This is a genomic window from Streptomyces sp. YKOK-I1, assembly GCF_054660435.1.
Map to the genome: position 1 here is coordinate 5,404,751 of NZ_BAAGDR010000001.1, position 26,226 is coordinate 5,430,976.

Below are 26,226 nucleotides of genomic sequence, written 5' to 3' on the forward strand. Positions count from 1 at the left end.
GGGTGACATACCGTCAGCGTCAGGACAGCGCCTTGTACCCGCCCCAGCCCGAGCCGACCAGCGCCCGCGCCCCGAACGAGCCCTTGCCGTCGCCGTACTGCCGGTACAGCTTCCCGGCGGTGTCGCGGGCGACGAGGTCGGGGCGGCCGTCGTGGTTGAGGTCGCCGACCCCGACGACGGCGTTGTAGGCGGCGCCCCAGTTCGCGAACAGTTTCACGCGGGCGGAGAAGGTGCCCTTGCCCGTGCCGGAGTACCGGTAGAGGTTGTTGGCCTTGTCCTGGGCGATCAGGTCCCCGACGCCGTCGCCGTCGAGGTCTCCGGCGCCCGCGATCCGCTTGTACGTCTTCAGGTTGTCGTACAGCTTGATCCGCGAGGACAGCTTGCCGGTGCTGGTGCCCTTGAACAGGTACACCGTGCCGGTGGAGGCGGCACGGGCGACCAGGTCGGGGCGGCTGTCACCGGTGACGTCACCGGGCGAGGTGAGGACGTCGTACTGGTTCCAGCCGCTGGCGGCCAGGGTGGTGTACTTCGTGGACGGCTTGACCGCCGAGTAGCAGCCCGGCTTGTACAGGCGCAGGGCGCCGCTGCTCAGCCGGACCAGGACATCGTTGCAGCGGTCGCCGCTGAGGTCGCCGACAGGGACGGCGGTGATGGTCTTGGGCCAGCCGGTGCCGGTGACCTTCTCCGAGAACTTTCCGCCGCCCGTGCCCTGGTGGAGGGTGAGCGCACCCGAGGTGCTCAGGGTGAGCAGGTCCCCGATGCCGTCGGGACCGTCGATGCTGCCGTAGTCGTGGCGTACCGGAAGGCCCTTGTCGATGTAACGGGTGCCGCTGCTCACCGTGACGGGCGTGGAGCTGCCCAGGCCGGTCGCCCGCAGGGTCCACTGGTACCGGCCGTTGGGGAAGCGGACGCCCGCCGAGGTCAGGCCGTTCCACCGGGCGTCCAGGGAAACGGTGGCGGCGCCGCCCGTGAGCGTGCGGGTGGCCTTGCCGGACGGGCCGCTCTGCACCGAGGCGAAGGTCAGCGACCAGGAGGTGACCGGGCGGGACAGCAGCCAGGTGGCGGTCCAGTAGTCGGCCGAGCCCAGGGTGGCCGTGTAGTCGTCGATCTCCGTCTTGAAGGCGGTCGGCGCGGACGGCGTGACGCCGGTCGTGGCGACACGCGTGCGCTCGTAGCCGTCGAACCAGGCGACCAGGCCCGTGTACTCGTCGACGGTCCAGCGCCAGCGGCGGTCGGTGTCCTGACCGGTGTCCGGGACGCCGGAGGCCAGGGTGCGGGTGGTGCCGGAGGCGGCCTCGGTGAGGACCAGTTCGTCGGTGGCGTGGTCGTGGCGGACGGTGAAGCCGTCGCCCAGCAGGACATCGCCCGGGGTGACCGCGACCGAGGTGCCCGCCTTGGTGTCGTAGACGCCCGCCGAGGCCGTGCCGCAGGCCCAGTAGAGCCAGCGGCCCGCCGCCTGGAGCTCGGTCGGGACACAGCCGGCGCCGGGGATCGTGACCGTGGTGAGGGTCTTGTCCTCGGTGAGGCTGTAGGACGTGACCTGGCCGGCGGTGGTGCCCGCGCTCCAGAGGGTGGAGCCGTTCAGGGCGGCGGCGCGGCCGCTGCGCTTCAGCTTCTGTCCCTGGCTGATCTCCCACACGTACTGCGTGGGCGAGGTGCCGCCCGACTGGTAGACCACGTAGTCGTCGGAGACGTCGACGATCGTGCCGCCGGAGGTGCCGAACTCGATCGGGTTGTAGGAGCCCGTGACCTTGATCCGGTCGAGCTTCTGGTCCGTCTCACCGGTGTAGGTGGTGAGGTAGACGTCGTCCGGACCGTAGCCCATGTTTCCCCAGAGCGGGGCGCAGGAGACGCCGGTGTACGGGCAGACGGCGTTGACCACGGCGCTGTCGGTGGCGGCGGAGGACTCCAGGAGGGCGCCGCCGTCGGTGGTGAGGGTGCGGACGGAGCTGTCGTTGTCGCTCTCCACCACCCGCAGGCTGCCCCGGCTGAGGGCGATGCCTTTCTTGGCGTTCTCCACCGCCGGGACCCGCGCCACCTTCGTCAGCGCGGGCGTGCCGTCCTCGCCCGCCGTGACGCGCTGGAGCCACCAGTCGTCGGCGCCGGTGCCGCCGCTGACCAGCGCGTCGTCGCCGGGCGCGGGCAGCGCGTAGGCGCCGGAGGACTCCAGCAGCGTCTGTGCGGTGTCGTCGCCGAGGGACACGGCCGTCAGCGTGCCGCTCGCGGCGAGCGGCAGCAGCAGACGGTCGCCGACGAGGAGGGGGGCGTCCTTGAGATCGCCGAGGGACGACAGGTCGTAGACCTGCTCCTCACCGGCCGGATCGGTGCGGGACTTCAGATGCAGATTGCCGCTGTCGGGGTAGTACCAGCCGAACCGGTCCTCGCCCAGGACGGTGTAGGCGTCGTAGGGGATGTCCGTGAAAGCCGGCGTGGAGACGGCCGTCGCGATGTCGACGTAGGAGAGCGAGGTGCTCCCCTCCACCAGGACGCCCCGGGAGTCGGCGGCGGCCACCGTGTTGTCCGCGAGGGTGGTCGTGCCGTCGCCGGTGATCGTCCGCTCCCGCCGCTCCCCGCCCGGGAAGTCGATCAGCGTACGGCCCGTCACGACCGTCTCGCCCGCCAGCGCCCGGTAGTAGTACGACGACGTGACCGTGGACGTCGTCCGCGTCGCCGGGTCCCACAGGGTGACCGACTTCGAGGACAGCGCCGTCGGCAGGGCGACCAGGTCGCCGTCGGAGCCGTACCAGGCCGTGCGGCAGGTGCTGGTGACGGTGGCGCAGGGCGAGCCGGGTGTGTAGACGCCGTCCCCGGTCGACACGGTGACCGTGGCGCCGGTGGTGAGGTCGGTCCACAGCAGGCCGTCGACGCCGCTCTGGCGGTGCAGATAGCCCGACTCCCCGACGACCAGCGGCCGCTCGGTGCGCGGTTCGGCGGTCGCCGGGTCGGTGAGGGTGATCTCGGTGGTGCCACCGGACCCCGTCGCTCCGGCGGTGCCGCCCCCGACGGTGGTGACGACGGTCGCGACGGCGACCGCGAGTGCGGAGACGGCGGCGGTCACGCCCCCCGTTCTCCGGGCGTGCTTGCCCACGTGCTGGTCCTCCCCACGAGGGCCCCCTGCCCCCGCCCAAGTGAGCGGACTTTAGCAGGGCTTTTCCCGTGCTTTGTTGGCAGGTTCCCCGTTGTTTCCCGGCACTTCTCAAAGTCGCTTAAGGAAGCGCCAAGACAGCTCACAGCCGACTGACCGATCGTCGGGGCATGAGCACCCAACTCATGGACACCCAGCCGCTCCTCGTCGTCACGGATCTGGCCGCGATCGCCGTTCTGGCCTTCGCCGTGTACTTCCCGCGCCATCACCGGCGGGACCTGGTCACCGCGTTCCTCGGGATCAACGTCGGCGTGCTGGCCGTCGCGATGACGCTGAGTCAGGCCGCCGTCGGGATCGGCCTCGGGATGGGCCTGTTCGGGGTGCTGTCGATCATCCGGCTGCGGTCGTACGAGATCGCCCAGCACGAGATCGCCTACTACTTCGCGGCCCTCGCGATCGGTCTGCTCAACGGCATCCCCGAGGAGACGTCCGGCCTGCCGGTCGCGCTGACGGTCCTGCTCGTCGGCACGCTCTACGTCGCCGACCACCCCCGCCTGTTCGCCCGCCACCGCACCCGCAGTCTGCGGCTGGACTCCGCGTACACCGACGAGGCCGCCCTGCGCGCCCAGCTGGAGGTGCTGCTCGGCGGGCGGGTGGTGAACCTGTCGGTCAAGGGGGTCGACCTCGTCAACGACACCACCCAGGTCGAGGTCCGGTACGTCGTCGACGCCGACGTCGAGGCGCGGGCGCCGCGCGGCAGGATCCCCGCATGAGGGCCCTCGACTCCCTCGGCGCGGCCGTCGGCACCCTGCGCCCGGTCGGCCTCGACGAACTCGTGGCCCGCGCCGAGCTGTTGACCAGGGTGGACCGCAAGTACGTCCTGCCGGCCGCCGATCTGCCCGTCCTGCTGGCCGGGCTCGGCGGCCTGGGCACGGACGTCCGGGTCCTGGAGATCGACGGCGGACGGGACTTCGGCTACCGCTCGCTCTACCACGACACCCCGCGCCTGGACGCCTACCTGGGCGCCGCCCGGTCCCGCCGGCGCCGCTTCAAGCTCCGCGTCCGCAGCTATCTCGACTCCGGCCTGGACTTCCTGGAGGTCAAGACGCGGGGCCCGCGCGGCACCACCGTCAAACAGCGGATCCCGTACGACGGTGACGACCGCGCGCTCGACCCGGTCGGCCGCGCCTTCGTCGACGCCGTCCTCACCGGCGCCCGTATCGACCCGCGCGCCCTGCGCTTCCGGCCCGCGCTGACGACGACGTACCGCCGCACGACCCTGCTGCTGCCCGGCGACGGAAGCCGGATGACGGTCGACACCGGGCTGGTCTGGGCGCTGCCCGACGGGTCACGGGTGCTGGCCGCCGGGGACCGGGCCGTCGTCGAGACCAAGGCCGGACGGGCCGGCTGCGGCGCCGACCGGCTGCTGTGGTCGCTCGGCCACCGGCCCTGCACGGTCTCCAAGTACGGCACCGGCCTCGCCGCCCTGCGCCCCGAACTCCCCGCCCACCGCTGGCTGCCGGTCCTGCGCCGGCACTTCCCCACCGCACTCGACGGGAGCCCCGCATGAGCATCGCCACCTCGGTACGGCGCAGGCTGGCCGCCGCCCTCGCCTGTGTCGCCCTGGCCGCGGCCGCCCTGACCGGCTGTTCCTCGGAGAGCACCGAGGAGTCGGCCGGCGGCACGGAGTCGGCCTCCGCCGGTGCCGCCGTGGAGGGCGCGCAGAGCGCCGCCACGGTCCTCGCCGCCGACAAGAAGGCGCATGACGCCGACCTCTCCGAGGACACCTCCGACGCCGTGGACATCGCGCTCGACGGGGACTCCGCCACCGTGACGGGCGAGGGGGCGACGGTGAGCGGGGCGACCGTGACCATCACCGGCGCCGGCACCTACCGCATCGCCGGCACCCTCACCGACGGGCGGATCGTCGTGGACGCGCCCGACGCGACCGTACGGCTCGTGCTGGACGGGGCGAGGATCTCCAGCTCCACCGGGGCGGCCCTCGCGGCCACCGAGGCGGACGCCCTGGTCGTCGTCCTCGCCGACGGCAGCACGAACACCCTCTCCGACGCGAAGTCCTACGCCGAGGGGGCGGAGGCGGACGCGGCCCTGTTCAGCGCCGGTGACCTGACCGTCGGCGGCGGGGGCACGCTCACGGTGAAGGGGAACGGCAACGACGGCATCGTGAGCAAGGACGGCCTGGTCCTCGCCTCCGGGACGATCCGCGTCACCGCCGCCGACGACGGGGTGCGCGGCAAGGACTACCTGGTCGTCGAGGACGGCGAACTCACCGTCGAGGCCGGCGGCGACGGCCTGACCTCCGACAACGAGGACGACGAGGACTCCGGGTACGTGTCCCTGGCGGGCGGCGCGATCGACGTCACCGCGCAGGGCGACGGGGTCTGTGCCGCCACCGATCTCGTCGTCACCGGCGGCCGGCTGACCGTCGGCAGCGGCGGCGGAAGCGGCGGGCAGCCCGCCGACGACACCTCCGCGAAGGGACTGAAGGCCGGCGTCATCGGCGTCCTGGAGGGCGGCACGCTCGCCGTCGACTCCGCCGACGACGCGGTGCACAGCGACGGCGCGGTCCACTTCGCCGGGGCCACCGTGACCGCCGCGAGCGGGGACGACGGGGTGCACGCGGAGGGCGACCTCGTCATCGACGACGGCACGGTGAAGGTCACCCGGGCGCAGGAGGGCCTGGAGGGCAAGGACATCGTCGTGGCGGGCGGCTCGGTGTCGATCGTGGCGAGCGACGACGGCATCAACGCCAGCGGCAGCGACGGGAGTTCCGAAGGAGGCCGGGGCGGCGGGCCCGGCGGCGGGGAGTCGGTCGGCGACTACAAGGTGACCGTCTCCGGCGGCACCCTCGTCGTCGACTCCGAGGGCGACGGCCTCGACTCCAACGGCACGGCCGAGATCACCGGCGGCACGATCGTCGTCAACGGCCCCCAGCAGGGCGGCAACGGCGCCCTCGACGTCAACGGCACCTTCACCGTCAGCGGCGGCACGCTCCTCGCGGCGGGCAGCGCGGGCATGGCCGTCGCCCCCGACGAGGACTCCGGCCAGGGCTGGCTGTCGGCCACCCTCGACTCCTCCGTCGCGGCGGGCACGACCCTGCACGTCGTGGACGCCGACGGCGGGATCGTCGCCACCTACGTCACCGCCAAGCAGATCCAGAACGTCGTCTACTCGTCGTCCGCGATCACCACCGGCGAGACCTACCGGATCTACGCGGGCGGCTCCACCGCCGCCACCGACGGCACGGGCGGCCTCTACAGCCGGGCGGGCACCCTCGGCTCGGCCGAGGAGATCGCCACGGTCACGGCCGGGGACGCACCCGAGGGCGGCGGGTTCGGCGGGGGCGGCGGGCCGGGCGGGGGCCGCCGCTGATCCGGCGGTCCCCAGGGGCGGAGAAAAATCTTTTCGACCGGCGGCAACTCTTCACGGAGCGGCGACCACTGACAGGGCGTAACCCCGCTCCTCCCCGTAAGGAACCCCCGTGGCAGCTGCTTCCCACCGCCGGTCCCTCCGCGCCCGTCGCACCCTCGTCATCTCCGCCGCCGTCGTCGCGGCCGGTGTCGGTGCCGGTGCGATCGTGATGAGCGCGAACGCCGGGACCGTGGACCTGTACCACCAGACGCTCGCCGCGAAGGACGGCTGGGCCTCCTCCGGCACGGGCACCACCGGTGGCACCAAGGCCGACGCCGCGCACACCTTCACCGTCTCCACCCGCGCCCAGCTGGTGAAGGCGCTGGGCTCCGCGACCGACACCACCCCCCGGATCGTCAAGATCAAGGGCACCATCGACGCCAACACCGACGACTCGGGCAAGAAGCTGACCTGCGCCGACTACGCCTCGGGCACCGGCTACTCGCTCTCCGCGTACCTGAAGGCCTACGACCCCGCCACCTACGGCCGGTCCAAGCTTCCCTCCGGCACGCAGGAGAAGGCCCGCGCGGCCGCCCAGACCAAGCAGGCGAAGAACATCGTCTTCAAGGTGCCCGCCAACACCACGATCGTGGGCGTGCCGGGCACCAACGCCGGCCTCACCGGCGGCATGCTCCAGATCCAGAACGTCGACAACGTCATCGTCCGCAACCTGGCCTTCTCCGCCACCGAGGACTGCTTCCCGCAGTGGGACCCGACCGACGGCGACGACGGCAACTGGAACTCCAACTACGACTCGGTGACCCTGCGCGGCGCCACCCATGTCTGGGCCGACCACAACAGCTTCACCGACGCGGCGCACTTCGACAGCGCCAACCCCAAGTACTACGGCCGCGAGTACCAGATCCACGACGGCGCCCTCGACATCACCAAGAGCTCCGACCTGGTGACCGTCTCGCGCAACCAGTTCACCAACCACGACAAGACCATGCTGATCGGCAGCAGCGACAGCGAGCCGAGCGGCAAGCTGCGGGTCTCCATCCACCACAACGTGTGGAAGGGCATCGTCCAGCGCGCCCCGCTGGCCCGCGTCGGCCAGGTGCACATCTACAACAACCTCTACGACGTCACGCCGCTCAACGGCTACGCGGTGCAGTACAGCATCAACTCGCGCGCCAAGGCCCAGGTCGTCGCCGAGAACAACTACTGGAAGGTCCCGTCGTCCGTGAAGGCCGCCAAGCTCCTCAGCGGCGACGGCACCGGCTCGATCAAGGGCTCCGGCAACCTCGTCAACGGCACGACGACCGACCTCGTCGCCGCCTACAACGCCGCGTCCTCCAAGGACCTGAAGACGACGGTCAACTGGACCCCGGCCCTCACCGCCGGCCTGGAGTCCTCCGCGAAGGACCTCCCGACCTCCCTGGCGACCACGACGGGCGCGGGCGTCCTGAAGTAGCCCACAAGACCCGCGAGGGCCGGGAACCACGAGCCCCCGGCCCTCGCGTTCCCGTCCCGTCGCGCCGGCGACTTCGCCATGAAGGGTGTGCCATGTGCACACCCTTCGTCGGTTTCCATGCGATGTCGTCCGGTTCTCAACACCTCACTGAACAAAGGCTTCTTCGCCCTCTATGATGCTCTTCCGATGAGCGCCACGGGGGCATCATGACAGCGCATTCATCCGTACCCAACAGCACGGCTGACGAGCGCGAACTCGTCCTGGAAGCCGTACTGGGGCCGGCCAGCGAGGCGTACTACGCCGAGCGTGTGCGATCGGGGAGTGGCGCCAGAGTCAGGGCACAGGCGGCCCAGTCCACTGTCACGCTGTTCGCGAGCGGCATTGTGGCGGCGCTGACGTTCACCCAGCTCGCCGACCGTCCGTTGAGTACGCGCTGGGCAAGCGTCGCAGCGGTGGCCCTGTGGCTGCTCGCTGCCGTCCTCTATCTCCGGGCGGTGGCGCAGCCGGTGGGCGCTCTGGCCGGACCGAGCCACGCCCAGGATCGACTGGACCTGCTCAACGCCGTCCTGAAGAGGGCCGACGACGAAGCCGCCCAGGTCGACAAACGCCAGAAACTCGCGAACTGGGTGGTCATGGGGGCGCTGGTCGCCAGCGTGATCACGGTTGCTCTCGCTGCCATCGGCGGTCCGAAGGAGGAGAAGGCTTCTGGCTCCGTTCTTGTCTCGCCCTCCTTCGCGGCGAGCGCCCGGACGTTGTGCGCCATGAAGAACGAGCGCATCACCGGCCAGATCGACAAGGCCTCTCTCGGCACCCCGTTCGTGAGCATCACGGTCGCCTCCAAGGAGTGCGGCGGGGCGAAGAAGGAAACCGAGCTGGTGATACCCAAGGCCGCTATTCAAGCAATCGTCATGGAAGGGGAATGATCACCAACATGAGCGCGGCGTTTCATCTCTTGTGCTTCACACCCCTTGTCCAACGGGAGGCCGCGCTGGAGAGCGTGCGGTCGGTGCATGCCAAGGGTGATCGAATAGACGGCATCCTCATCCTGGGTTCCGGTGCCGACCCACTACGCCAGATGACCCCGGCCGAGACCGACGACTTCCTCGACACAGTGATGCTGGAGTGCCTGGAGACCGGTGCGGACCGGCTGCCGCCGGTCGTGACCGTGCCGGGACAGCACGACGTCAGCCCGCTCGGACCTGGCCAAGGCATGCTTGCCAAGGCACTCACCCGCTACTGGAACGACACCGAGCGTGGGTTGTGGCGTGGTGACGAGGACGACATCGTCGAAGCCATCCGAGACGCTTCCTTAGGGGACTTCGTCGCATGGACCGAGGCCCACGCGAACTTCCCCGAGTGGCGACCGGGCGTCCTGCCGGGCGAAGGATCCGTAAGACTCACGACGGGCACGGGCACACTGGGCATCGTCGTCGCCAACACGGTCTTCCGCATGGCAGTACCCGACGCCACCACAGACCTGGCCACCTGCACGACGGCACAGCTGGACAGCGCGGTCGGCGAAAGCTGCCTTCAGTGGGTCGATGCCAACGATCTGACCCTTGTGGCCGCGGGGCACTCCGCAGGCGTCCCAGCCGCTCTCACGCCCGCGTTGCCGCGCACGTTGCTGCTCTCCTCCGACGGCGAATCCGCCCGCGCCGGGGCGGCTGCCCGGTGGCTGGTGTCTCCTCGCGGTGCAACGCGCCAGCACCGCCTTCTGCGTATCGACATCGTCGATGCCAGAGCGCCCAAGATCCGTGACCTTGCGGCACCTCCTGCCGAGCAGCCGATCCCCCTGCCGAACCCACGACGCTCCGGAGGCCGTGCCCCACTGCCGCGCCAGGCGACTTCGGAGGCGTACGACGCAGCGGCCACCCTGGAGAACTTCTACCAACAGATCGGCACAGGACGAATGATCCTCGTCGCCGTCTCGGGTGTGCATGGCGAGCACGGGCTTACCGACGTCGACTCACTCACCAGGCAGCTGACCGAGGCGGTCTACGGGGAGGTGCCCGACCCCGCGCCCACCACGCCGGAGATCTGGGGGACCGCCCTCAGCGAACTGGGTGGCCGTACGGTCGATCAGTACATCGCCGAACTGCGCGGCTCGGACCAGGAGTCCATGACGGCCGCGCGCCGCGTGCTGCAAGCCCCTTGGTGGCGCATCTACGACTTCACCGCGACCGACATCTTCGCGTCGGTTCTCGAGTTCGACCCGAGAGCCGCGGAGACCAACGTCTTCGTCAACGCCCTCCAGCGTAAACCCGAGGCCGGCAAGGCCACGGTCGAAGTGGTCGCCATGCACGGCAGTCCCGCCACTCCCGAAGGCCTCGACTTCGGTGTTCCAGCCGATGACGATCTCTCGCCACGCGCACTGTGGTTTCGCAGGCTGAAAGCGGAACTGCTGACCCACCCGGCGGTCTTCATAGCCTCCTCCCCCAGCAGCCGCTCGCTGTGGAACGCACTCGCCCTGGCACAGCCACAGACCGAGGCGGAGCGGTTTCCTCGCTTTCTCATCACCGGGCCGGGGACCGCGGCGGACCGAGCCCGTATACGACAAGCCGGACTCACCCACATCCAGGCTCTCCCGCACGAGTTCGCGGTGCAGCGACTGCGGCCGGGACTGGAGATTCTCCAACAGGGCAAGAGGCGGCTCGCGGACGTTCGAGTCGGTGCACGACGGGGTTCGGGAATCAAACTAGTCTCCTCCCTGGTCGACAACGCGCCCACGGGCAGCGTCGAGTTCCTCAAGGGCCAGGATCCGACATGGGGTGACGTCAAGGACGGCTTGGCCGTCAAGCTCTCCATCATCGACCGCATCCGCGCCAGTGCTCTGCCCGCGGAGGACGGACGGCACAGGATCGTCCTGGTGGAAGGACGGGCAGGCTCCGGCAAGACGACCGCCCTCATGCAGTATGCCTATGAGCTCCATCAGACGGGGCGGACGGTTGCCTGGATCGACCGCGAGGCGACTGATCCACTACCGAACCTGAAGGCCCAGGCTCGCGGCATGTCGGCGGATGCGATCTTCGTGGACGACGTCGACATCTTCGGAAGCCTGGGTGCGTCCCTGCTCAGGGAGCTCAGCAACGGTGGCAGGGCGCTGGTCGTCGCGGCGATCCGTACGACCCGTTCCGACGAGCTGGATGTCACCTTCCAGTCAAGGCGGGTGTCGGCCGACGAGCCGCTCAAGGACGAAGACCTGGGACACATCGTCGACGTGCTGCACACTCATGGTCTGCCCGGATACTCAAGCGGCACAGGCTCAGGCCGGAGAAGATCGACAAACTGCGGGAACTGTGTGACCGGAGCCTGCTCGTGGCGATGATCCAGGTGGTGACGGGCAAGCGATTCGAGGAGAAAGTCGCCAGCGAATACCACGAACTGAATCCCGAACAGGTCGCGGTGTACGCGACCGTCTGTGTCTTCGAATCCGCCATCGTCTTCAAGAAACGTGGCATCGAGCAAGAGGACCTGCTGCAGATAGTCTCCGGGCGGGCAGCGCCCAAGCCGTCCTTGAACAGGGCGATCAACCAGCTGGTGGACAGGCGGTTTCTCACTCTGGCTCCGGACGGGACCGTCCGCTGTCGGCAACGGACCATCGCGGACACGGTGGTCGAGACCGTCCTCAAGAAGAACCCCGGCCAGCTGGCCGGCGTCATCGAGTATCTGCTGAGGTTCTACGCCCAGTACGCGTCCGACATCCGGGACAACGACGACCCGTATCGCAGGATCATGATCCGGCTGCTCAACCATTCCCTCATGGTGTCGCTTCGGCTCAACCCCAGGCAGGTGAGGGACATCTACAGCACTGTGCACGAACTGTTGCGGGACAACTTTCACTACTGGCTGCAGCGCGGAGAGTACGAACTCGAACGGGGTGACCTCGGCATAGCCGAGAATCATCTGGAGACCGCGCAGGGGTGCGAGGGCGGAGGCACGGACCACTTCGTCCTCACGGCGTGGAGCGCGATACGACTGCGAAGGTCCACGGAGAGTCCGGCCGACGGGAATCTGCGCGACCGTGCCTTCGAGGCACTCGGGGTGCTGGAGGACGTGACACGGCGCCATGGCGGAGCCTCCCCGCACTCGTTCTCCGTGGTCGCGCGACGGGGGACCGAGTGGGTCGGCTCCTGTGAGGGCTCGTTGTCTGCGGGGCAGGTCGACGACACGCTCCGCCGGATCCTCGCCGTGGTCGAGACGGGGCGGCGGTTCTGCAAGGACAATCACGAATTCATGCGCATCGCCGATGAGTTCGAACCGAAGCTGCATCGGCTTCTGGAGCGCAACAAGGGAATCCCGTTGTAGCGGACGGTGGCGCGCCTCGGACCGGCCGGAGGCACGCCACAGCCCGACAGGCCGGGCGCGCCGTAGCGCCCGCTGTTACTGTCCTTCGCCGCCGAAGCGCTCCTTGTAGGCCGCCAGGTCGTCGTCCGTGAGCTTGGCGAAGAGGACCGGGGGGACCGTGAAGGGGGTGCCGGCGGGGACGGCGGCGAGGGCGCGGGCCTCGTCGGGGGTGACCCAGGTCGCGGTGTCGTCCGTCAGGGCGAAGGCCTCGCGCATGGTCTTCGCCGTCGCCGGGATGAAGGGCTCCGAGACGACCGCGTAGAGGTGGATCAGGTTCATGGCCGTGCGCAGGGTCAGGGCCGCGCCCTCCTGGTCGGTCTTGATCTCCAGCCAGGGGGCCTTCTCCTCCAGGTAGGAGTTGCCCGCGGACCACAGGGCGCGCAGCGCGGCGGCCGCCTTGCGGAACTGGAGGGCCTCCAGCTGGGTCTCGTACTCGGCGAGCAGCTCGGCGATCTGCTCGCCCAGCCGGGTCTCCGCCTCGCCGGGCGCGCTGCCCGCCGGTACCTCCTCGCCGAAGCGCTTCTTGGAGAAGGACAGGACGCGGTTGACGAAGTTGCCCAGGGTGTCGGCGAGGTCCTTGTTGACCGTGGCCGTGAAGTGCTCCCAGGTGAACGACGAGTCGTCCGACTCGGGCGCGTTGGCGATGAGGAAGTAGCGCCAGTAGTCGGCCGGGAGGATGTCCAGGGCCTGGTCGGTGAAGACGCCCCGCTTCTGGCTCGTGGAGAACTTCCCGCCGTAGTACGTCAGCCAGTTGAAGGCCTTGACGTAGTCGACCTTCTTCCACGGCTCGCGCACGCCCAGCTCGGTGGCCGGGAACATCACGGTGTGGAAGGGGACGTTGTCCTTGGCCATGAACTCGGTGTAGCGGACGCTCGCGTCCGCCTCGTACCACCAGGACTTCCAGTCCCGGTTCTCCGGGTCCAGGTCGGCCCACTCCTTCGTCGCGCCGATGTACTCGATCGGCGCGTCGAACCAGACGTAGAAGACCTTGCCCTCGGCGGCCAGCTCGGGCCAGGTGTCGGCCGGGACCGGGACGCCCCAGTCCAGGTCACGGGTGATGGCGCGGTCGTGCAGGCCCTCGGTCAGCCACTTGCGGGCGATGGAGGAGGCCAGCTGCGGCCAGTCGCCCTCGTGGCGGGAGACCCACGCCTCGACCTCGTGCTGGAGCTTGGACTGGAGCAGGAAGAGGTGCTTGGTCTCGCGGACCTCGAGGTCCGTGGAGCCGGAGATCGCCGAGCGCGGGTTGATCAGGTCGGTGGGGTCGAGCACCCGGGTGCAGTTCTCGCACTGGTCGCCGCGGGCCTTGTCGTAGCCGCAGTGGGGGCAGGTGCCCTCGACATAGCGGTCCGGGAGGAAACGGCCGTCGGCGGGGCTGTAGACCTGGCGGATCGCCCGCTCCTCGATGAAGCCGTTCTCGTTGAGGCGGCGGGCGAAGTGCTGGGTGATCTCGACGTTCTGCGGGCTGGAGCTGCGGCCGAAGTAGTCGAACGCGAGCGCGAAGCCGTCGTAGACCGCCTTCTGCGCGTCGTGCGCCGTGGCGCAGAACTCGGCGACCGGGATGCCCTGCTCCTTCGCGGCCAGCTCGGCGGGGGTGCCGTGCTCGTCCGTGGCGCAGATGTACAGGACGTCGTGGCCGCGCTGGCGGAGGTACCGGGAGTACACGTCCGCCGGGAGCATGGACCCCACCATGTTGCCCAGGTGCTTGATTCCGTTGATGTACGGAAGGGCGCTGGTGATGAGGTGTCGAGCCATCGGGGGCTGCTCCCAGGTCGGTCTGCTGCTGGTGCGAACCTTGAAATCGTATCCGACATGTGTATGCCGCCCGCTTCCCGTTTTACGGGGTGAGAAGCGGGCGGCATACGCGGCTGGGCGGTGTTACGGGCGCCAGTCGATGAGGACGCCGTCGTAGAGCTCCGCGTCGGTGAGCTCCAGGGGGGTCGGGCCCGCGTGGAAGAAGGCCGTGTTGTCGGTCTTCAGTTTGCGGAGGTAGTCGAAGGCCTTGTTGTCGTGGTCACCGAAGGCGACGAAGGAGAAGAACACGGAGGGGTGGCTCTTCGCGGCGTCGGTGAGGGACTGGGTGGCCGGGGTCTTCGCGTCCGGGGCGCCGTCGGTCTGGAAGACGACCAGGGCGGGGGTGCCGGGGGTGGCCTTCTCGTCGTAGTGGGCGAGTACGGCGGCCACCGCGGCGTGGTAGCTGGTACGGCCCATGCGGCCGAGGCCCGCGTGCGCCTCGTCCACGGCGTTCTCCGGGGAGGCGGGGGTGAGGTCGGTGGTGCCGTCGACTTCGGTGGAGAAGAAGACGACGTGGACCGAGGGGGCCTCGGGGGTGAGGTGGGCGGCGAGCGCGAGCGTCTGGTCGGCGAGCGCCGCGGCCGAGCCGTCCTTGTAGTACGGGCGCATGCTCGCGGAACGGTCGAGAACGAGGTACACACTCGCCCGGGCGGTGGTGAGCCCGGCCTTCGCGAGCGCGAGAGCGGCGGCGTCGTGCGCGAGGGGCTCACCGGCGGGGGTGACTACGGCGGGCTCGGCGTCGGCGTCGATGGCGGCCGGCTCGGCATCGGCGGCGACCGGCTCGGGCTGTGCCTCCGGCTCCGCCGGGACAGCCTCGGCCTGGGGCTCCTCGGCGGTGGCCGCCTCGGGCTCCGGTGCCTCTTCCGGGGCCTCCTCGGTCACCGCAGAGGCTTCGGCGTCCGCCGACTCCACGGCCGCTTCGGCCTCGGGCTCGTCCTCAGCGGACGGCTCGGCTGCACCCGCAGCCTCAACGGCGGGCTCGGCTTCTGCCGCCGGCTCTGCCGAGGCTACGGCCGTCGGCTCTGCCGCGGTCCCAGCGGCAGCCTCAGCCTCGGCCTCCGCCGCAGGCTCAGCCTGCGGGTCCGCCTCGGCCGTCGGCTCCGCCGCGGACCCAGCGACAACCTCGACCTCCGCGTCCGCCTCAGCCTCGGGCTCCGCGTCCGCCTCGGGCTCCGCCTTGGCGTCAGCGGTCGCCTCAACCTCAGCTGGCTCTGCCGAGGCTTCGGCTGTCGGCTCGGCCGCGGTCTCAGCGGCAGCCTCCGCCTCAGCCTCAGCGGTCGCTTCAGCGTCAGCCTCAGTCTCGGCCTCCGCCTCCGCAGCCCCCGCTTCCGCCGCAGCCTCAACGGCGGGCTTGGCTTCCGTGGCCGGCTCTGCCGAGGCTTCGGCCGTCGGCTCCGCCGCGGCCTCAGCGGCAGCCTCAGGCTCCGCCTCCGCCTCAGCCACTGCCTCGGGCTCAGCCTCCGTCTCGGCCTCAGCCTCCGCGTCCGCGTCCGCCTCAGCCTCGGGCTCCGTCTCGGCCTCAGCGGTCGCCTCAGCGTCAACCTCCGGTTCGGCCTCCGCCTCCGCAGCCGCCGCTTCCTGCGCAGCTTCAACGGCGGGCTCGGCCTCCGTGGTCGGCTCTGCCGAGGCTTCGGCCGTCGGCTCCGCCGCGGCCTCAGCGGCAGCCTCAGGCTCCGCCACCGCCTCGGTCACCGCCTCGGCCTCCGCCTCGGTCACCGCCTCAGCCACCGCCTCGGCCTCAGCGGTCGCCTCAGCGTCAGCCTCCGGTTCGGCCTCCGCCTCCGCAGCCCCCGCTTCCTTCGCAGCCGATGTCTTCTCGTCCGGCTTCTCGTCCGCCTTCTCCGCAGCCTCAGCGGGAGACTCCGCCTCCTCCGCGGAGCGGGCCGGCTTCGGGACCGATACGTTGTCGAAGGCCGCCGAGACCAGTTCGTGTTCCGAGTCCGTTGCCGCGCGGGGCTCGGGGATCACGGCGGTCGGCGCCGTCGTGGGCGCCGGTTCGCTGTTCTGCCCCTCCTCTCGCGAAGAAGCCGGTCCCTGCGAGGGAACCTGTTCCGCACCCTCCGCCTCGGCGGTGCGCTCCTTGCGTGAGCGGCCGAATGCGTTCCGAAGGCGAGTGAGAATGCCCATGCGCGCAACCCTTCGCGTGAGTTGAAGCCCGTCAATCCCTGGCCAGGACGGACACGTAAGGTTAGCGGCCCGAAGTGGCGATCTTGGGCAGGGGTGAGTGAGGGGAAGCGGGGTGTGTCAACACCGCCTCCCGGCCATCCCCCGGCCCACACCGCGGCCCGCCTCAACTTCCCTGTGGCCACCGGGCATTCACTCCCCGTTCACCCCGCCGCCGCGCCTGCGCACGGACGTCCCCCTACCGTCACGCTCACACCAAGGGAACGCAAGGGGAGAGTAAAGGTGCGCAAGCTGCTGCCGTTGATCGGAACGCCGTCCCAGTCCCACCCCGGCGGACGTTCCGCCATGACCTGTCGTTTCCGGTGTGGTGACGCCTGTTTCCACGAGGTGCCCAACACCAGCGGCAACGAGTACGTCGGTGATGTCATCGCCCGCGTCCTGAGCCGCCGCGGCATGATGCGCGCCGCCGCCGTCGTGACCGTCGCCGCCACGGCGGGCACCGTCGGCGTCCTGCCGGCCGCGGCCACCGTACCCGCGCAGGCGGAGCGGAAGAAACCGGCCACGGGCGCCCGGGGCCTGCGCTTCACCCCCGTGCCGCCGAACACCGCCGACGCCGTCACCGTCCCGGACGGCTACCGGCAGAACGTCGTCGTCCGCTGGGGCGAGCCCATCCTGCGCGGGGCGCCCGCCTTCGACCCGGAGAACCAGACCGCGGCGGCGCAGGCCGGCCAGTTCGGCTACAACAACGACTTCCTCGCGCTGCTGCCCCTCCCGGGCGAGCACCGCCGCCGGCTCCTCGTCGCGAACCACGAGTACACGGACGAGGTGCTCATGTTCCGCGGCTACGACGCCGCCAACCCGACCCGGCAGCAGGTGGAGGTCGCCTGGGCCGCGCACGGCCTCGCCGCCGTCGTCGTGGAGGAGGACCGCAGGACCGGCGCGCTGACCGCCGTACCCCGGCATCCCCTCAACCGGCGCGTCACGGCCACGACCGAGTTCCGGCTCACCGGGCCCGCCGCCGGGTCCGACCTGCTGAAGACGTCCGTCGACCCCACCGGCACCAAGGTCCTCGGCACCCTCAACAACTGCTCCGGCGGCACCACCCCGTGGGGCACGACCCTGCACGGCGAGGAGAACTTCAACCAGTACTTCGCCAACAGCGGCCGGGCCACCGACAAGCGGTACGGCATCGGCACCGGGGCGACCGAGCGCAAGTGGGAGAGGTTCGACAAGCGGTTCGACGTCGCCCAGGAGCCGAACGAGGTGCACCGGTTCGGGTACGTCGTCGAGTTCGACCCGTACGACCCGACCTCCACGCCGCGCAAGCGCACCGCCCTCGGACGGTTCAAGCACGAGGCCGCGACCGTGCGGCTGACCGAGGACGGGCGGCCGGTCGTCTACTCCGGTGACGACGAGCGCTTCGACTACTTCTACAAGTTCGTCGGCAGCAAGCGCATGAAGCAGGGGTCGGGCCGGGCCGTGCGCGAGCACAACCTGTCGCTGCTCGACGAAGGCACGCTGTACGTCGCCAAGCTCACCGGCGACTCCCCGGCCATCGAGATCGACGGCACGGGCAGGCTGCCGGCCGACGGCGAGTTCGACGGCAGCGGCGAGTGGATCCCGCTGGCCACCGCCACCGCGAAGGGCGCCGTCTCGCACGTCGAGGGGATGAGCGCCGAGGAGGTCTTCGTCTTCACGCGGCTCGCGGGCGACAAGGCCGGCGCGACGAAGATGGACCGGCCCGAGGACATCCAGCCCTCGCCGGTCTCCGGCAAGGTGTACGTCGCGCTCACCAACAACTCCAACCGCGGGGTCGGCGCGAACGCCAAGGCCGACGAGGCCAACCCGCGCAACGCCAACAAGCACGGGCACATCCTGGAGCTGACCGAGCGCCGCAACCGGCCGGAGAGCACCTCTTTCGCCTGGTCGCTGTTCCTGGTCGCGGGCGACCCGGACGACCCGGCCACCTACTTCGCCGGGTTCCCCAAGGACGACGTCAGCCCGATCTCCTGCCCGGACAACGTGGCCTTCGACCCGCACGGCAACCTGTGGATCTCCACCGACGGCAACCAGCTCGGCTCCCACGACGGCCTCTTCGGCGTGGCCACGCGCGGTGCGCGGCGCGGTGAGCTGAAGCAGTTCCTGACGGTGCCGACCGGTGCGGAGACCTGCGGTCCCGTCATCCAGGACCGGCGCGTCCTGGTCGCCGTACAGCACCCGGGGGAGGTCGACGGGGCGTCCGTCGAGAAGCCGGCCAGCACCTGGCCCGACGGGCCCGGCAGGATCGTCCGTCCGGCGGTCGTGGCGGTGTGGCGCGCCGACGGCTGCGACATCGGCGCCTGATCAGCCCGACGGTGAGGTGATGGCCCTCGCCGCGGCCACCTCCTGGCGCAGGGGTTCCAGGACGCTGCCCGCCGGGCCCGCCAGGTCCGTGCGGACGGGGTAGAGGACCTCGGTGTCGCGCAGGCCCTCGGCGAGCTCCCGCAGCTGGAGCGTGACCTGGGCGAGTTCCGGCCCCGACGGCGGTTCGGCTCCGTGCTTCACACGGACCCGGGCCGCCGTCGTCGCGTCCACGATCCGTTCCACCGCGACGACCAGCGGCCACCAGGCGGCGGCCCGGCTGCCGGTCGGGGGCGGCTCGGTCAGGGCCCGCTGGAATTCCGTACGGACCACGGACAGATCCCGGTACAGCCGGCGGCGCATCCGGGCGCGGGCCGCCGGGTCGACGTCCGGTCCGAAGGCCGCGTCGACATAGCGGGCGGTGTCCGCGACCGCGTCGGCCAGTTTGTCCCCGACGCGGGTGTGCCAGCTCTCCGGCCAGAGCAGATAGCCGGCCACGAGCGCGATGCCGCAGCCGATGAGGGAGTCGACGAGACGGGGCAGCAGCAGGCCGGTGCCCTGGTGGTTGAGGATGTCCGACAGGAGCAGGATCACCGGGGTGATCGCCGCCGTCTGGTAGCCGTAGCCGCGCGGGGTGAGGGCCGGGATGAGGGGGGCCAGGACCAGCATCACCGGTACGTCCCACCAGCCGCGCGGCACCTGCGAGAGCACCGCCGCCGCGACCACCAGGCCGGCGACCGTGCCGAGCGCGCGCAGCAGGGCCCGGGAGAACACCGAGCCGAAGTCGGGCTTGAGGACGAAGGTGATGGTCAGGGCCACCCAGTAGGAGCGGGCGACCGGGACGGTCGACACCAGCACCTGGGCGAGGCCGATGCACAGCGCGAGCCGCAGCCCGTACCGCCAGGAGGCGGCGGACAGGGCCACGTTGCGGGCGGCCCGCGCGGCGCGGGTGCCGAGCCGGGCCGGGCGGCCGAGCCGGTCGTCCTCGGGGCCGCGGGGGTCGAGGTCGGGCGCGGTCACCACCGCGGCGGCGTGCCGCAGGGCGTGGTCCACCGCCCGTCCGGTCTCCGAGCCGGGGGCGGGCAGGGCGAGGGCCAGGGGGCCGGTGAAGCCGGTTTCGATCGCCCGTGCCAGATGGTGCACGGCCTCCGGGACCTCCGGCGGCAGCGGCCGGCCCTGCAGATGGGCCGCGGGGGCCGCCTCCACCACCGGGGTGATGGCGTTCAACTGGGCGAGCAGCCGCGCCAGTTCGGGGCTGCGACCGTGGTGGCGGGCACGCCGGGCGAGGACGAGGTCGTACGACTGGTTCAGCGACTGGGTGACGGTGTGGCGGGCGTCCTCGTACGCGCCCGGGACCTCGCTGCCGCAGGCGGCCAGCAGATCGGCGACGGTGCGGTAGGTGGCCGCGACGGCGGTGCGTTCCGGCACCCCGGAGCGCAGCGGCCAGGCCAGCAGCGCGAGGAGGAGGACGAGCAGCCCGCCGCCGCTCATCAGCAGCGGCGGCAGCCACCACGGGCCGGGCATCGGCAGTCCCGCGCCGACGACACAGTTGAGGAGCAGCAGCAGCCCGGACACGGACGCCACCGCGCCGATCGTCGAGATCATGCCGGAGACCAGCGCCACGCCGGTGACGGTGACGACCGCGAGCCAGCCCTGGCCGTACACGGCCGAACCGATCGTGATGCCGACGGCCCCGAACAACTGCGGGATCGCGATGTTGAGGATCCGCATGCGGTAGGCGTCGGCGGTGTCGCCGATGACGCCCGACAGGGCGCCCATGGAGACGAGCGCCCCGTAGGCGGGCTGTCCGACGGCCATGCCGATGACCAGGGGGAGCGTCATCGCGACGGCGGCGCGGGCGACGGCGGGCCGGTTGACGGGGGCCTGCTGGGGCCGAAGGTTCCGCACCAGCCAGTCGGGAGGCGTGAGGCCGATGGGGAACTCGCGGGACATGACCTCATTATGGGCACCCGGCGACGGAGCCGGTCAGGGCTGGTGCGGGGGAGAGACGCACGACTTGAGCACCGGGTGGTCGAGGCCCTCGCCGTCGTTCACGGGGGCGATCACCTCACGCTAACCGGGCGGCAGCGGCCCCCGCCAAGGGATTAGGCGCCGTCGACCCGTGCCAGGAAGTCCGCCAGGGCGGCGTTGAACTCCTCCGGGCGCTCCAGGTTCGGCAGGTGGGCCGCGCCCTCGATCACCGTCAGGACGGAGTCGGGGAGGGCCGAGTGCAGGGCCTGCGCGTCGGCGACCGGTGTGTAGGTGTCGTCGGCGCCGACCAGGACCAGGGCGGGGACGTCGGCGCGGGCCAGCCGGGGCCGGTAGTCGGGGCGTTCGGCCCGCCCGCGCAGGGCGGCCGCCGCGCCCTCCGGTGAGGTGGACGTCATCATGCGGTGGACGTGGGCCTTGACGGCGGGGGCGGCGTACGGGGCGACCATCTTCTCCAGGACCTCGTCGGCGTACCCGCGCATCCCCTCCGCCAGCAGCCGGTCGGCCATCTCGCCCCGGGCGATCCGGCCCGCCGGGGTCTCGGGCGCCGCGAAGGTGTCGGCGAGGACCAGGCCCCGGACGCGGTGGGGAAACCGCCAGAGGAGGTCCATCGCGATCTGGCCGCCCATCGACAGGCCCGCCAGGACGAACTCGTCCACCTTCAGCTCCTCCAGGAGGGACGCGATGTCCTGGGTGTGGTCGGAGAGCAGGGTGACGCCGGGGACGACCGGGGAGGCCCCGTAGCCGCGCAGATCGGGGGCGATCACCCGGCGCCCGGCGGAGAACGCTTCGATCTGCGGGGCCCACATCGTGCGGTCGAAGGGATGGCCGTGCACGAGGACAAGGGGGAGCCGCGGGGAATGCGCGTCGCCTTTGTCCTCGTATGCGAGGAAGGGGGTCATGTCAGCGACCCTAGGGGCGGCCGAATCCTCGGTGCAATAAGATCTTTGCCTTCGGTGCAATCCCAAGGGGGCGGGAAACGTGGGGGACTTCCGGGACATCGCGGACCGGATCGCCGGTGACATCGCCTCCGGGCGGCTGCGGCCCGGCCAACGGCTGCCCCCGCAGCGGTGGTTCGCGCGCCGGCACCGCATCGCGCCGTCCACGGCCGGGCGGGTCTACGGCGAACTCGTGCGGCGCGGGCTGGTCGTGGGCGAGGTCGGCCGGGGGACCTTCGTACGGGCCGCGCCCGAGGGGGAGCGGGGCCGGGCCCTCACCGAACCCCGCGTCTCCGCCCCGCCGGTGAACCTGGAGCTCAACTACCCCGTCACGGCGGCCCAGTCCGAACTGCTCGCCCCCGCGCTCGCCCCGCTCCTGCGGCCCGACGTGCTGACGGAGGCCTCGCGGGCGGTCGCCGCCACCGGAACCGCCGCCGCCCGCGCGGCCGCCGCCCGGCTGCTCGCGCTGCCCGGCTGGCGGCCCGGACCCGACCGCTTCCTGTTCACCGGCAACGCCCGCCAGGCCATCGCCGCCGCGTTCGCCTCCCTCGTCCGGCCCGGTGGCCGGGTCGGGGTGGAGGAGCTGACATATCCCCTGGTCAAGGAGATCGCCGGGCGGCTCGGGGTGGTGCTGGTGCCGCTGGACGGGGACGACGAGGGCGGCGTACGGCCCGACGCGCTCCGGGCCGCCCACCGCGCCGCCCCGCTCTCCGCGCTCTACCTCCAGCCGACCCTGCACAACCCGACCTCCGTGACGACCACGGACCGGCGGATGCGGGAACTCGCCCGTGTCACGGCCGACTTGGGGATACCGGTCGTCGAGGACCGGATCTGGTCCTTCCTCCACCCCGACGCCGTCCCGTTCGCCGTCCATGCCCCTGCCCACACCCATGTCGTCGACGGGTTGTCCAAGCGGGTCGCGCCGGGGCTCACCGTCGGCCTGCTCGTCGTACCGCAGGCGCGGGTGGAGGCCGTGGGGGCGGCGGTGCGCTCCGGTGGGTGGAGCGCGGGGCGGTTCGCGGTGGAGGCGGCCGTGCGGTGGGTGGAGGAGGGGGTCGTGGAGCGGCTCGTCGAGGACAAGCGGGCGGACGCGGCACGGCGGCAGGCGCTGCTCGCCGAGGCGCTCGGCGGGTTCCGGGTCAGGACCGATCCGCGCGCCTATTTCGCGTGGTGGGAGCTGCCCGCGCGGTGGCGGGCGGACACCTTCACGGCCGCCGCGGCCGCGCACGGCATCGCCGTCACCCCGGGCACCGCCTTCGCCGTCGACCCGCGCCGCACCCCGGACGCGGTCAGGCTCGGGCTCGCGTCGGCTCCGGAGGCGGAGCTGCGGCGGGCGCTGCGGACGCTCGCCGCAGTCGCAGCAGCCGGGCCGCCCGCAGATACCCGGTGAGCCAGGTCGCCCCGGCCACCGTCAGCCCCACCGCGAGCAGCAGCCAGGCGGCGCTGCGCAGGGTGGTCGTCAGGGCGTCGTAGACCGCGGCGGCGGCCGGGCGGTGGGCCGCGTCGGGCAGATCGGCGAGGGTGAGGCGGCGGCCGATCGCGACGGCGAGGCCGAGGAACGCGCCGCCGAGGGCGGTACCGAGGGCCGTCGCGGTGATCGCGCGGCGTCGGCAGGCGGCGACGGCGATCCCGCCCGTGGCGAGGACGACCGCCGCGAACGGCAGCCAGAAACCGGCGACATCAAGCACGTGGTAGCCCTTCCGGAGGGTGGCCAGATCGTCGGGCGGGAGCAGCGCCACCCGGGTGTGCTCGATCGGGATGCGCTCCGCGAACGGCACGTGGTCGAGGGTCATCTGGTGTTTGAGCGGGGTGGTGACCGCCGCCAGGTCCACCGTGACCGGGGCGTCGTCGGGGCCGGGGCGGTCGTCGGTGAGCGCTCGCATCACGGCCGTGTGCGCGGCCTCGTTGCCCGCGTCCCACGCGGTGCGGTAGGCGTGGGTCGCGGTGAAGGAGCGCACCGCGTCACGCAGGAACAGCGGGCTCATCCCCGACTCGCGCGCCACCCCGTCGCCCACCGTGTCCGCGACGGCGTCCCGGACGGCGGGGTCGGAGGCCAGCGGCGCCATCGCGGTGACATAGCTGCGGGTGTCGGTGAGGCCGTACGCCGCCCAGGCCGCGAGCGTGCCGAGCGGCACGAGCAGGCAGGACAGCGCGATCAGGACGGCCGAGAGGGCGGTCCGCAGGCTTCGGGACACCCCTCCAGGCAACGGGCCGGACGCGGCCGCCGCCAGCGGGCCTGAGCCGTACGGGTGCCCCTGGGGCTGCCGGGTTTCCCGGGGCCGGTGGGGCCTCCGGTGGAGGGTTCACCCGAACGGGTGTTTCCTGGTTCTGGGGAGAAGGAGGCCGATCATGCGCACCACTCCGGCCCTGCGGACTCTGGCCGCGGCCCTGCTCACCGGTGGCACCCTCGCCGCGACCGCGGCGGGCACCTCGGCGGCAGCCCCGCCGACCAGCGGCGGCGACGGACCCCTCGTGGGCACCGTCGTCTCCCGCACCGACCTGAACGTGCGACAGCAGCCCACCACCCACTCCGCCGTCGTCGCCTCGCTCGCGCCCGGCACGCACGACCTCGTCCAGTGCCGGGTCCGGGGACAGCGCGTCCACGGCAACCCCTACTGGTACTGGCTCTACGACACCCAGGGCTGGGCCAGCGCCGCCTTCGTGGACGTCCGCGGCGGACGGGTACCGGACTGCGCCGACCCGTGCCCGCAGTGGAAGAACGGGGACTGGACCAACTGGAACGACCCGTTCACCAACAGCTCGTTCAGCGTCTCGGGCTCGGGCTCGTTCAGCTTCTCGGGCTCCTGGAGCTTCAGCGCCTCCGGGACATCAGGGACCTCGTCGGGTGACTGGGAGTGGATCCCGGTCGACCGGTGAGTGGAGGGATGAGGGAACACATGGGCCCCGGCGCGAACCGCCGGGGCCCATGTGCGTCGGGCTATCGGATACGGCGTCCCGCCGCGTCCTCGTGCGTGTAGTAGCGGTAGAACAGCACGGCGAACGTGACCGAGCCGATCACCAGCCCCATCCACACGGAACGCAGGACGCTCGTGCCGGTGTTCGCGTACAGGAAGCCGAACGCACAGCCCGCGAACACCGCCCACAGCACGGCGTGCAGTTCGCGCATCATGTGCGGGGCCAGGGCCGCCACGCCCATCCACAGGCCCGCGAACACGATCGTGCTCACGAAGCCGAGCAGGACGTTCCAGCCGGTGATGGGGCCACCGGAACGGTTGTTGGCCGCCACCCAGTAGCCGTAGACGAGTCCCATGCCCACCGGGACCGCCCACCGCGCGATCCGGTGGGTCCGTGCGCTGAAGATGTCCGGTGTCCGGGCCGGTCCTGCCGGGGTCCGCACCGCGGGTGCCGCATGAGCCATGAGAGCGCTCCTCTCTCTCCTCGCCCCCGCCTTCCAGGGCACACCTGGGCGCGGGCGGTGGCAAGTCGGGTGCGGATGCGGGTTGTGCCGCGGCGTGTTTCGCTGACCCCATGGAGCGGGACACCCGCCCCGCGCAGGCCCGGCGCCGGGACGTCCTGCAACGTCATCAGCTGCTGCAGGTCCGGGGCCGCAGTGTCACCTGGCTGGTGCCGCTGGTGGTGCTGGTCGCCATCAGCTTCGCCGACTACAACTCCACCGGCGAGTTCCGGATCGTGTCGTGGTGCGTGTTCGTCTCCGCGATCGCCGCCGCGCTGTGCGGGGTGTGGACGACGGCCCTGTTCGCGGTCCTCTCCCTCATCGTCTACGTCACCAGCGACGCCGCCTGGCCCATCGAGTACCGGGAGGGACCGGCCGACTTCGTGCTCGTCCTGGTCGGCGGGGTGCTGTCGGTGCTCGCTTCCTCGGTCCGGGTGCGGGTGGAGCGCCGGATGCTGCACATGATGGACATCGCGGAGACCACCCGGCGTACCGTGCTGCGCCCGCTGCCACCGGTCTTCGGCGGCCTCGACCACGCCGCCGTGTACCTCGCCGCCGACGCCGACGCCCGCGTGGGCGGCGACTTCTACGACATCCAGCCCGGCCCGCACGGCACCCGCGTGCTCCTCGGGGACGTCCAGGGCAAGGGGCTCGGCGCGGTGGAGGCGGCGGCCGCGCTGCTGGGCACCTTCCGCGAGGCGGCGTACCACGAGCCGGACCTGGCGGTGGTCGCCGCCCGGCTGGAGACCCGGATGCGGCGGCACCGGCTGCACACCGTGGCGCTCGGCCGAGACGACGGCGACCGGTTCGCCACGGCCGTCCTCATCGGGTTCCCCGCACGGGCGGAGGGGGTGGTCGAGGTCGTCGGCTTCGGCCATGAGCCGCCGCTGGTGGTGAGCGCGGCGGGGGTACGGCCGCTGCCGTGCGGGGAGGGGCTGCCGCTGGGGCTCGGGGACCTCACCGCGCCCGGTACGGGCCTGCCCGGGGGGCTCGCGGACCTCGCGGCGGCGGGCGCCGCCGCGCTCGGGCTGTGGGACATCGCCGTGACCGCTGCCGGGTCGCCGGTGCTGCGGGCGCCGGTCGCCGCCGAGGAGACGCTGCTGCTGGTCACGGACGGGGTGACGGAGGCGCGGGACGCGGCCGGGGAGTTCTATCCGCTGGCCGAGGAGGTGAGCGGGGCGCTTCTGCGCGATCCGCGGACGGCCCTGCCCGAACAGCTCGTGACCTTCGTCCGCGAGGGGACCCTGCGGCACTGCCGGGGACGGCTCGCGGACGACACGACGATTTTCGCGGTACGGCGGACGGCGGACGACACGCGGTGAGGCAGACCTTTGCAGCAGCAGCGGTTACGGTG

General features: G+C 71.6%; 18 protein-coding genes. 11 read left to right on the top strand and 7 right to left on the bottom strand.

What is annotated here, in order from left to right; translation table 11 throughout:
* Positions 1-19: 19 nt before the first annotated feature.
* Positions 20-3,058 carry an FG-GAP repeat domain-containing protein gene (locus tag ACYQ8Q_RS24050; RefSeq protein ID WP_460067781.1) on the bottom strand — a complete coding sequence of 1,013 codons (3,039 nt, stop codon included), beginning with the start codon at positions 3,056-3,058 and terminating at the stop codon, positions 20-22.
* A 197-nt stretch (positions 3,059-3,255) separates the two neighbouring features.
* On the opposite strand from ACYQ8Q_RS24050, the gene ACYQ8Q_RS24055 reads away from it, so the two are divergent.
* The 7 genes from ACYQ8Q_RS24055 (at position 3,256) to ACYQ8Q_RS24085 (ending at position 12,236) form a co-directional block, all read left to right on the top strand.
* The gene (locus ACYQ8Q_RS24055) at positions 3,256-3,858 is read left to right on the top strand and encodes a DUF4956 domain-containing protein (RefSeq protein WP_460067783.1); all 603 of its coding nucleotides are present in this window, start codon (positions 3,256-3,258) and stop codon (positions 3,856-3,858) included.
* Positions 3,855-4,655, top strand: coding sequence for a VTC domain-containing protein (locus ACYQ8Q_RS24060; RefSeq protein ID WP_460067785.1), 801 nt, complete (start codon positions 3,855-3,857; stop codon positions 4,653-4,655). The genes ACYQ8Q_RS24055 and ACYQ8Q_RS24060 overlap by 4 nt, the downstream gene beginning before the upstream one ends.
* A complete protein-coding gene (locus ACYQ8Q_RS24065) occupies positions 4,652-6,478 on the top strand; it encodes a carbohydrate-binding domain-containing protein (RefSeq protein WP_460067786.1) in 1,827 nt (608 codons plus the stop codon). Before ACYQ8Q_RS24060 ends, ACYQ8Q_RS24065 begins: the two co-directional genes overlap by 4 nt.
* A 109-nt stretch (positions 6,479-6,587) precedes the next feature.
* Complete coding sequence (locus ACYQ8Q_RS24070) at positions 6,588-7,931, top strand: pectate lyase family protein (RefSeq protein ID WP_460067788.1); 1,344 nt, start codon at positions 6,588-6,590, stop codon at positions 7,929-7,931.
* 206 nt (positions 7,932-8,137) lie between these two features.
* On the top strand, positions 8,138-8,854 hold the full coding sequence (locus tag ACYQ8Q_RS24075) for a hypothetical protein (protein ID WP_460067789.1): 717 nt from the start codon (positions 8,138-8,140) through the stop codon (positions 8,852-8,854).
* Positions 8,851-11,256: a P-loop NTPase gene (locus ACYQ8Q_RS24080; RefSeq protein ID WP_460067790.1), complete on the top strand. Its 2,406-nt coding sequence runs from the start codon at positions 8,851-8,853 to the stop codon at positions 11,254-11,256. Before ACYQ8Q_RS24075 ends, ACYQ8Q_RS24080 begins: the two co-directional genes overlap by 4 nt.
* Positions 11,247-12,236: a hypothetical protein gene (locus tag ACYQ8Q_RS24085; protein WP_460067791.1), complete on the top strand. Its 990-nt coding sequence runs from the start codon at positions 11,247-11,249 to the stop codon at positions 12,234-12,236. The genes ACYQ8Q_RS24080 and ACYQ8Q_RS24085 overlap by 10 nt, the downstream gene beginning before the upstream one ends.
* A gap of 75 nt (positions 12,237-12,311) precedes the next feature.
* On the opposite strand, the gene metG is transcribed toward ACYQ8Q_RS24085, so the two are convergent.
* Together metG and ACYQ8Q_RS24095 are read right to left on the bottom strand one after the other, a co-directional pair.
* The gene (gene metG, locus ACYQ8Q_RS24090) at positions 12,312-14,027 is read right to left on the bottom strand and encodes a methionine--tRNA ligase (RefSeq protein WP_460067793.1); all 1,716 of its coding nucleotides are present in this window, start codon (positions 14,025-14,027) and stop codon (positions 12,312-12,314) included.
* 123 nt (positions 14,028-14,150) lie between these two features.
* Entirely contained in the window at positions 14,151-16,193 is a 2,043-nt protein-coding gene (locus ACYQ8Q_RS24095; RefSeq protein WP_460067795.1) for a VWA domain-containing protein, read from the bottom strand.
* A 279-nt stretch (positions 16,194-16,472) separates the two neighbouring features.
* Here ACYQ8Q_RS24095 and ACYQ8Q_RS24100 point away from each other — a divergent pair, with 279 nt between their 5' ends.
* Complete coding sequence (locus tag ACYQ8Q_RS24100; protein WP_460067796.1) at positions 16,473-18,533, top strand: PhoX family protein; 2,061 nt, start codon at positions 16,473-16,475, stop codon at positions 18,531-18,533.
* On the opposite strand, the gene ACYQ8Q_RS24105 is transcribed toward ACYQ8Q_RS24100, so the two are convergent.
* Entirely contained in the window at positions 18,534-20,483 is a 1,950-nt protein-coding gene (locus ACYQ8Q_RS24105; protein WP_460067797.1) for an FUSC family protein, read from the bottom strand.
* 152 nt (positions 20,484-20,635) lie between these two features.
* Positions 20,636-21,421: an alpha/beta fold hydrolase gene (locus ACYQ8Q_RS24110; RefSeq protein WP_460067798.1), complete on the bottom strand. Its 786-nt coding sequence runs from the start codon at positions 21,419-21,421 to the stop codon at positions 20,636-20,638.
* A 79-nt stretch (positions 21,422-21,500) separates the two neighbouring features.
* Between ACYQ8Q_RS24110 and ACYQ8Q_RS24115 the strand changes: the two genes are divergently transcribed.
* Complete coding sequence (locus ACYQ8Q_RS24115) at positions 21,501-22,847, top strand: aminotransferase-like domain-containing protein (protein ID WP_460067799.1); 1,347 nt, start codon at positions 21,501-21,503, stop codon at positions 22,845-22,847.
* Here ACYQ8Q_RS24115 and ACYQ8Q_RS24120 read toward each other — a convergent pair.
* Positions 22,747-23,652 carry a hypothetical protein gene (locus ACYQ8Q_RS24120; protein WP_460067800.1) on the bottom strand — a complete coding sequence of 302 codons (906 nt, stop codon included), beginning with the start codon at positions 23,650-23,652 and terminating at the stop codon, positions 22,747-22,749. The genes ACYQ8Q_RS24115 and ACYQ8Q_RS24120 overlap by 101 nt on opposite strands.
* Before the next feature lie 154 nt (positions 23,653-23,806).
* Here ACYQ8Q_RS24120 and ACYQ8Q_RS24125 point away from each other — a divergent pair, with 154 nt between their 5' ends.
* The gene (locus ACYQ8Q_RS24125) at positions 23,807-24,334 is read left to right on the top strand and encodes an SH3 domain-containing protein (protein ID WP_460067801.1); all 528 of its coding nucleotides are present in this window, start codon (positions 23,807-23,809) and stop codon (positions 24,332-24,334) included.
* 61 nt (positions 24,335-24,395) lie between these two features.
* Here the strand turns inward: ACYQ8Q_RS24125 and ACYQ8Q_RS24130 are convergent, their stop codons facing one another.
* Positions 24,396-24,836 carry a hypothetical protein gene (locus ACYQ8Q_RS24130; RefSeq protein WP_460067802.1) on the bottom strand — a complete coding sequence of 147 codons (441 nt, stop codon included), beginning with the start codon at positions 24,834-24,836 and terminating at the stop codon, positions 24,396-24,398.
* 110 nt (positions 24,837-24,946) lie between these two features.
* On the opposite strand from ACYQ8Q_RS24130, the gene ACYQ8Q_RS24135 reads away from it, so the two are divergent.
* On the top strand, positions 24,947-26,194 hold the full coding sequence (locus ACYQ8Q_RS24135) for a PP2C family protein-serine/threonine phosphatase (protein ID WP_460067803.1): 1,248 nt from the start codon (positions 24,947-24,949) through the stop codon (positions 26,192-26,194).
* Positions 26,195-26,226 lie beyond the last annotated feature (32 nt).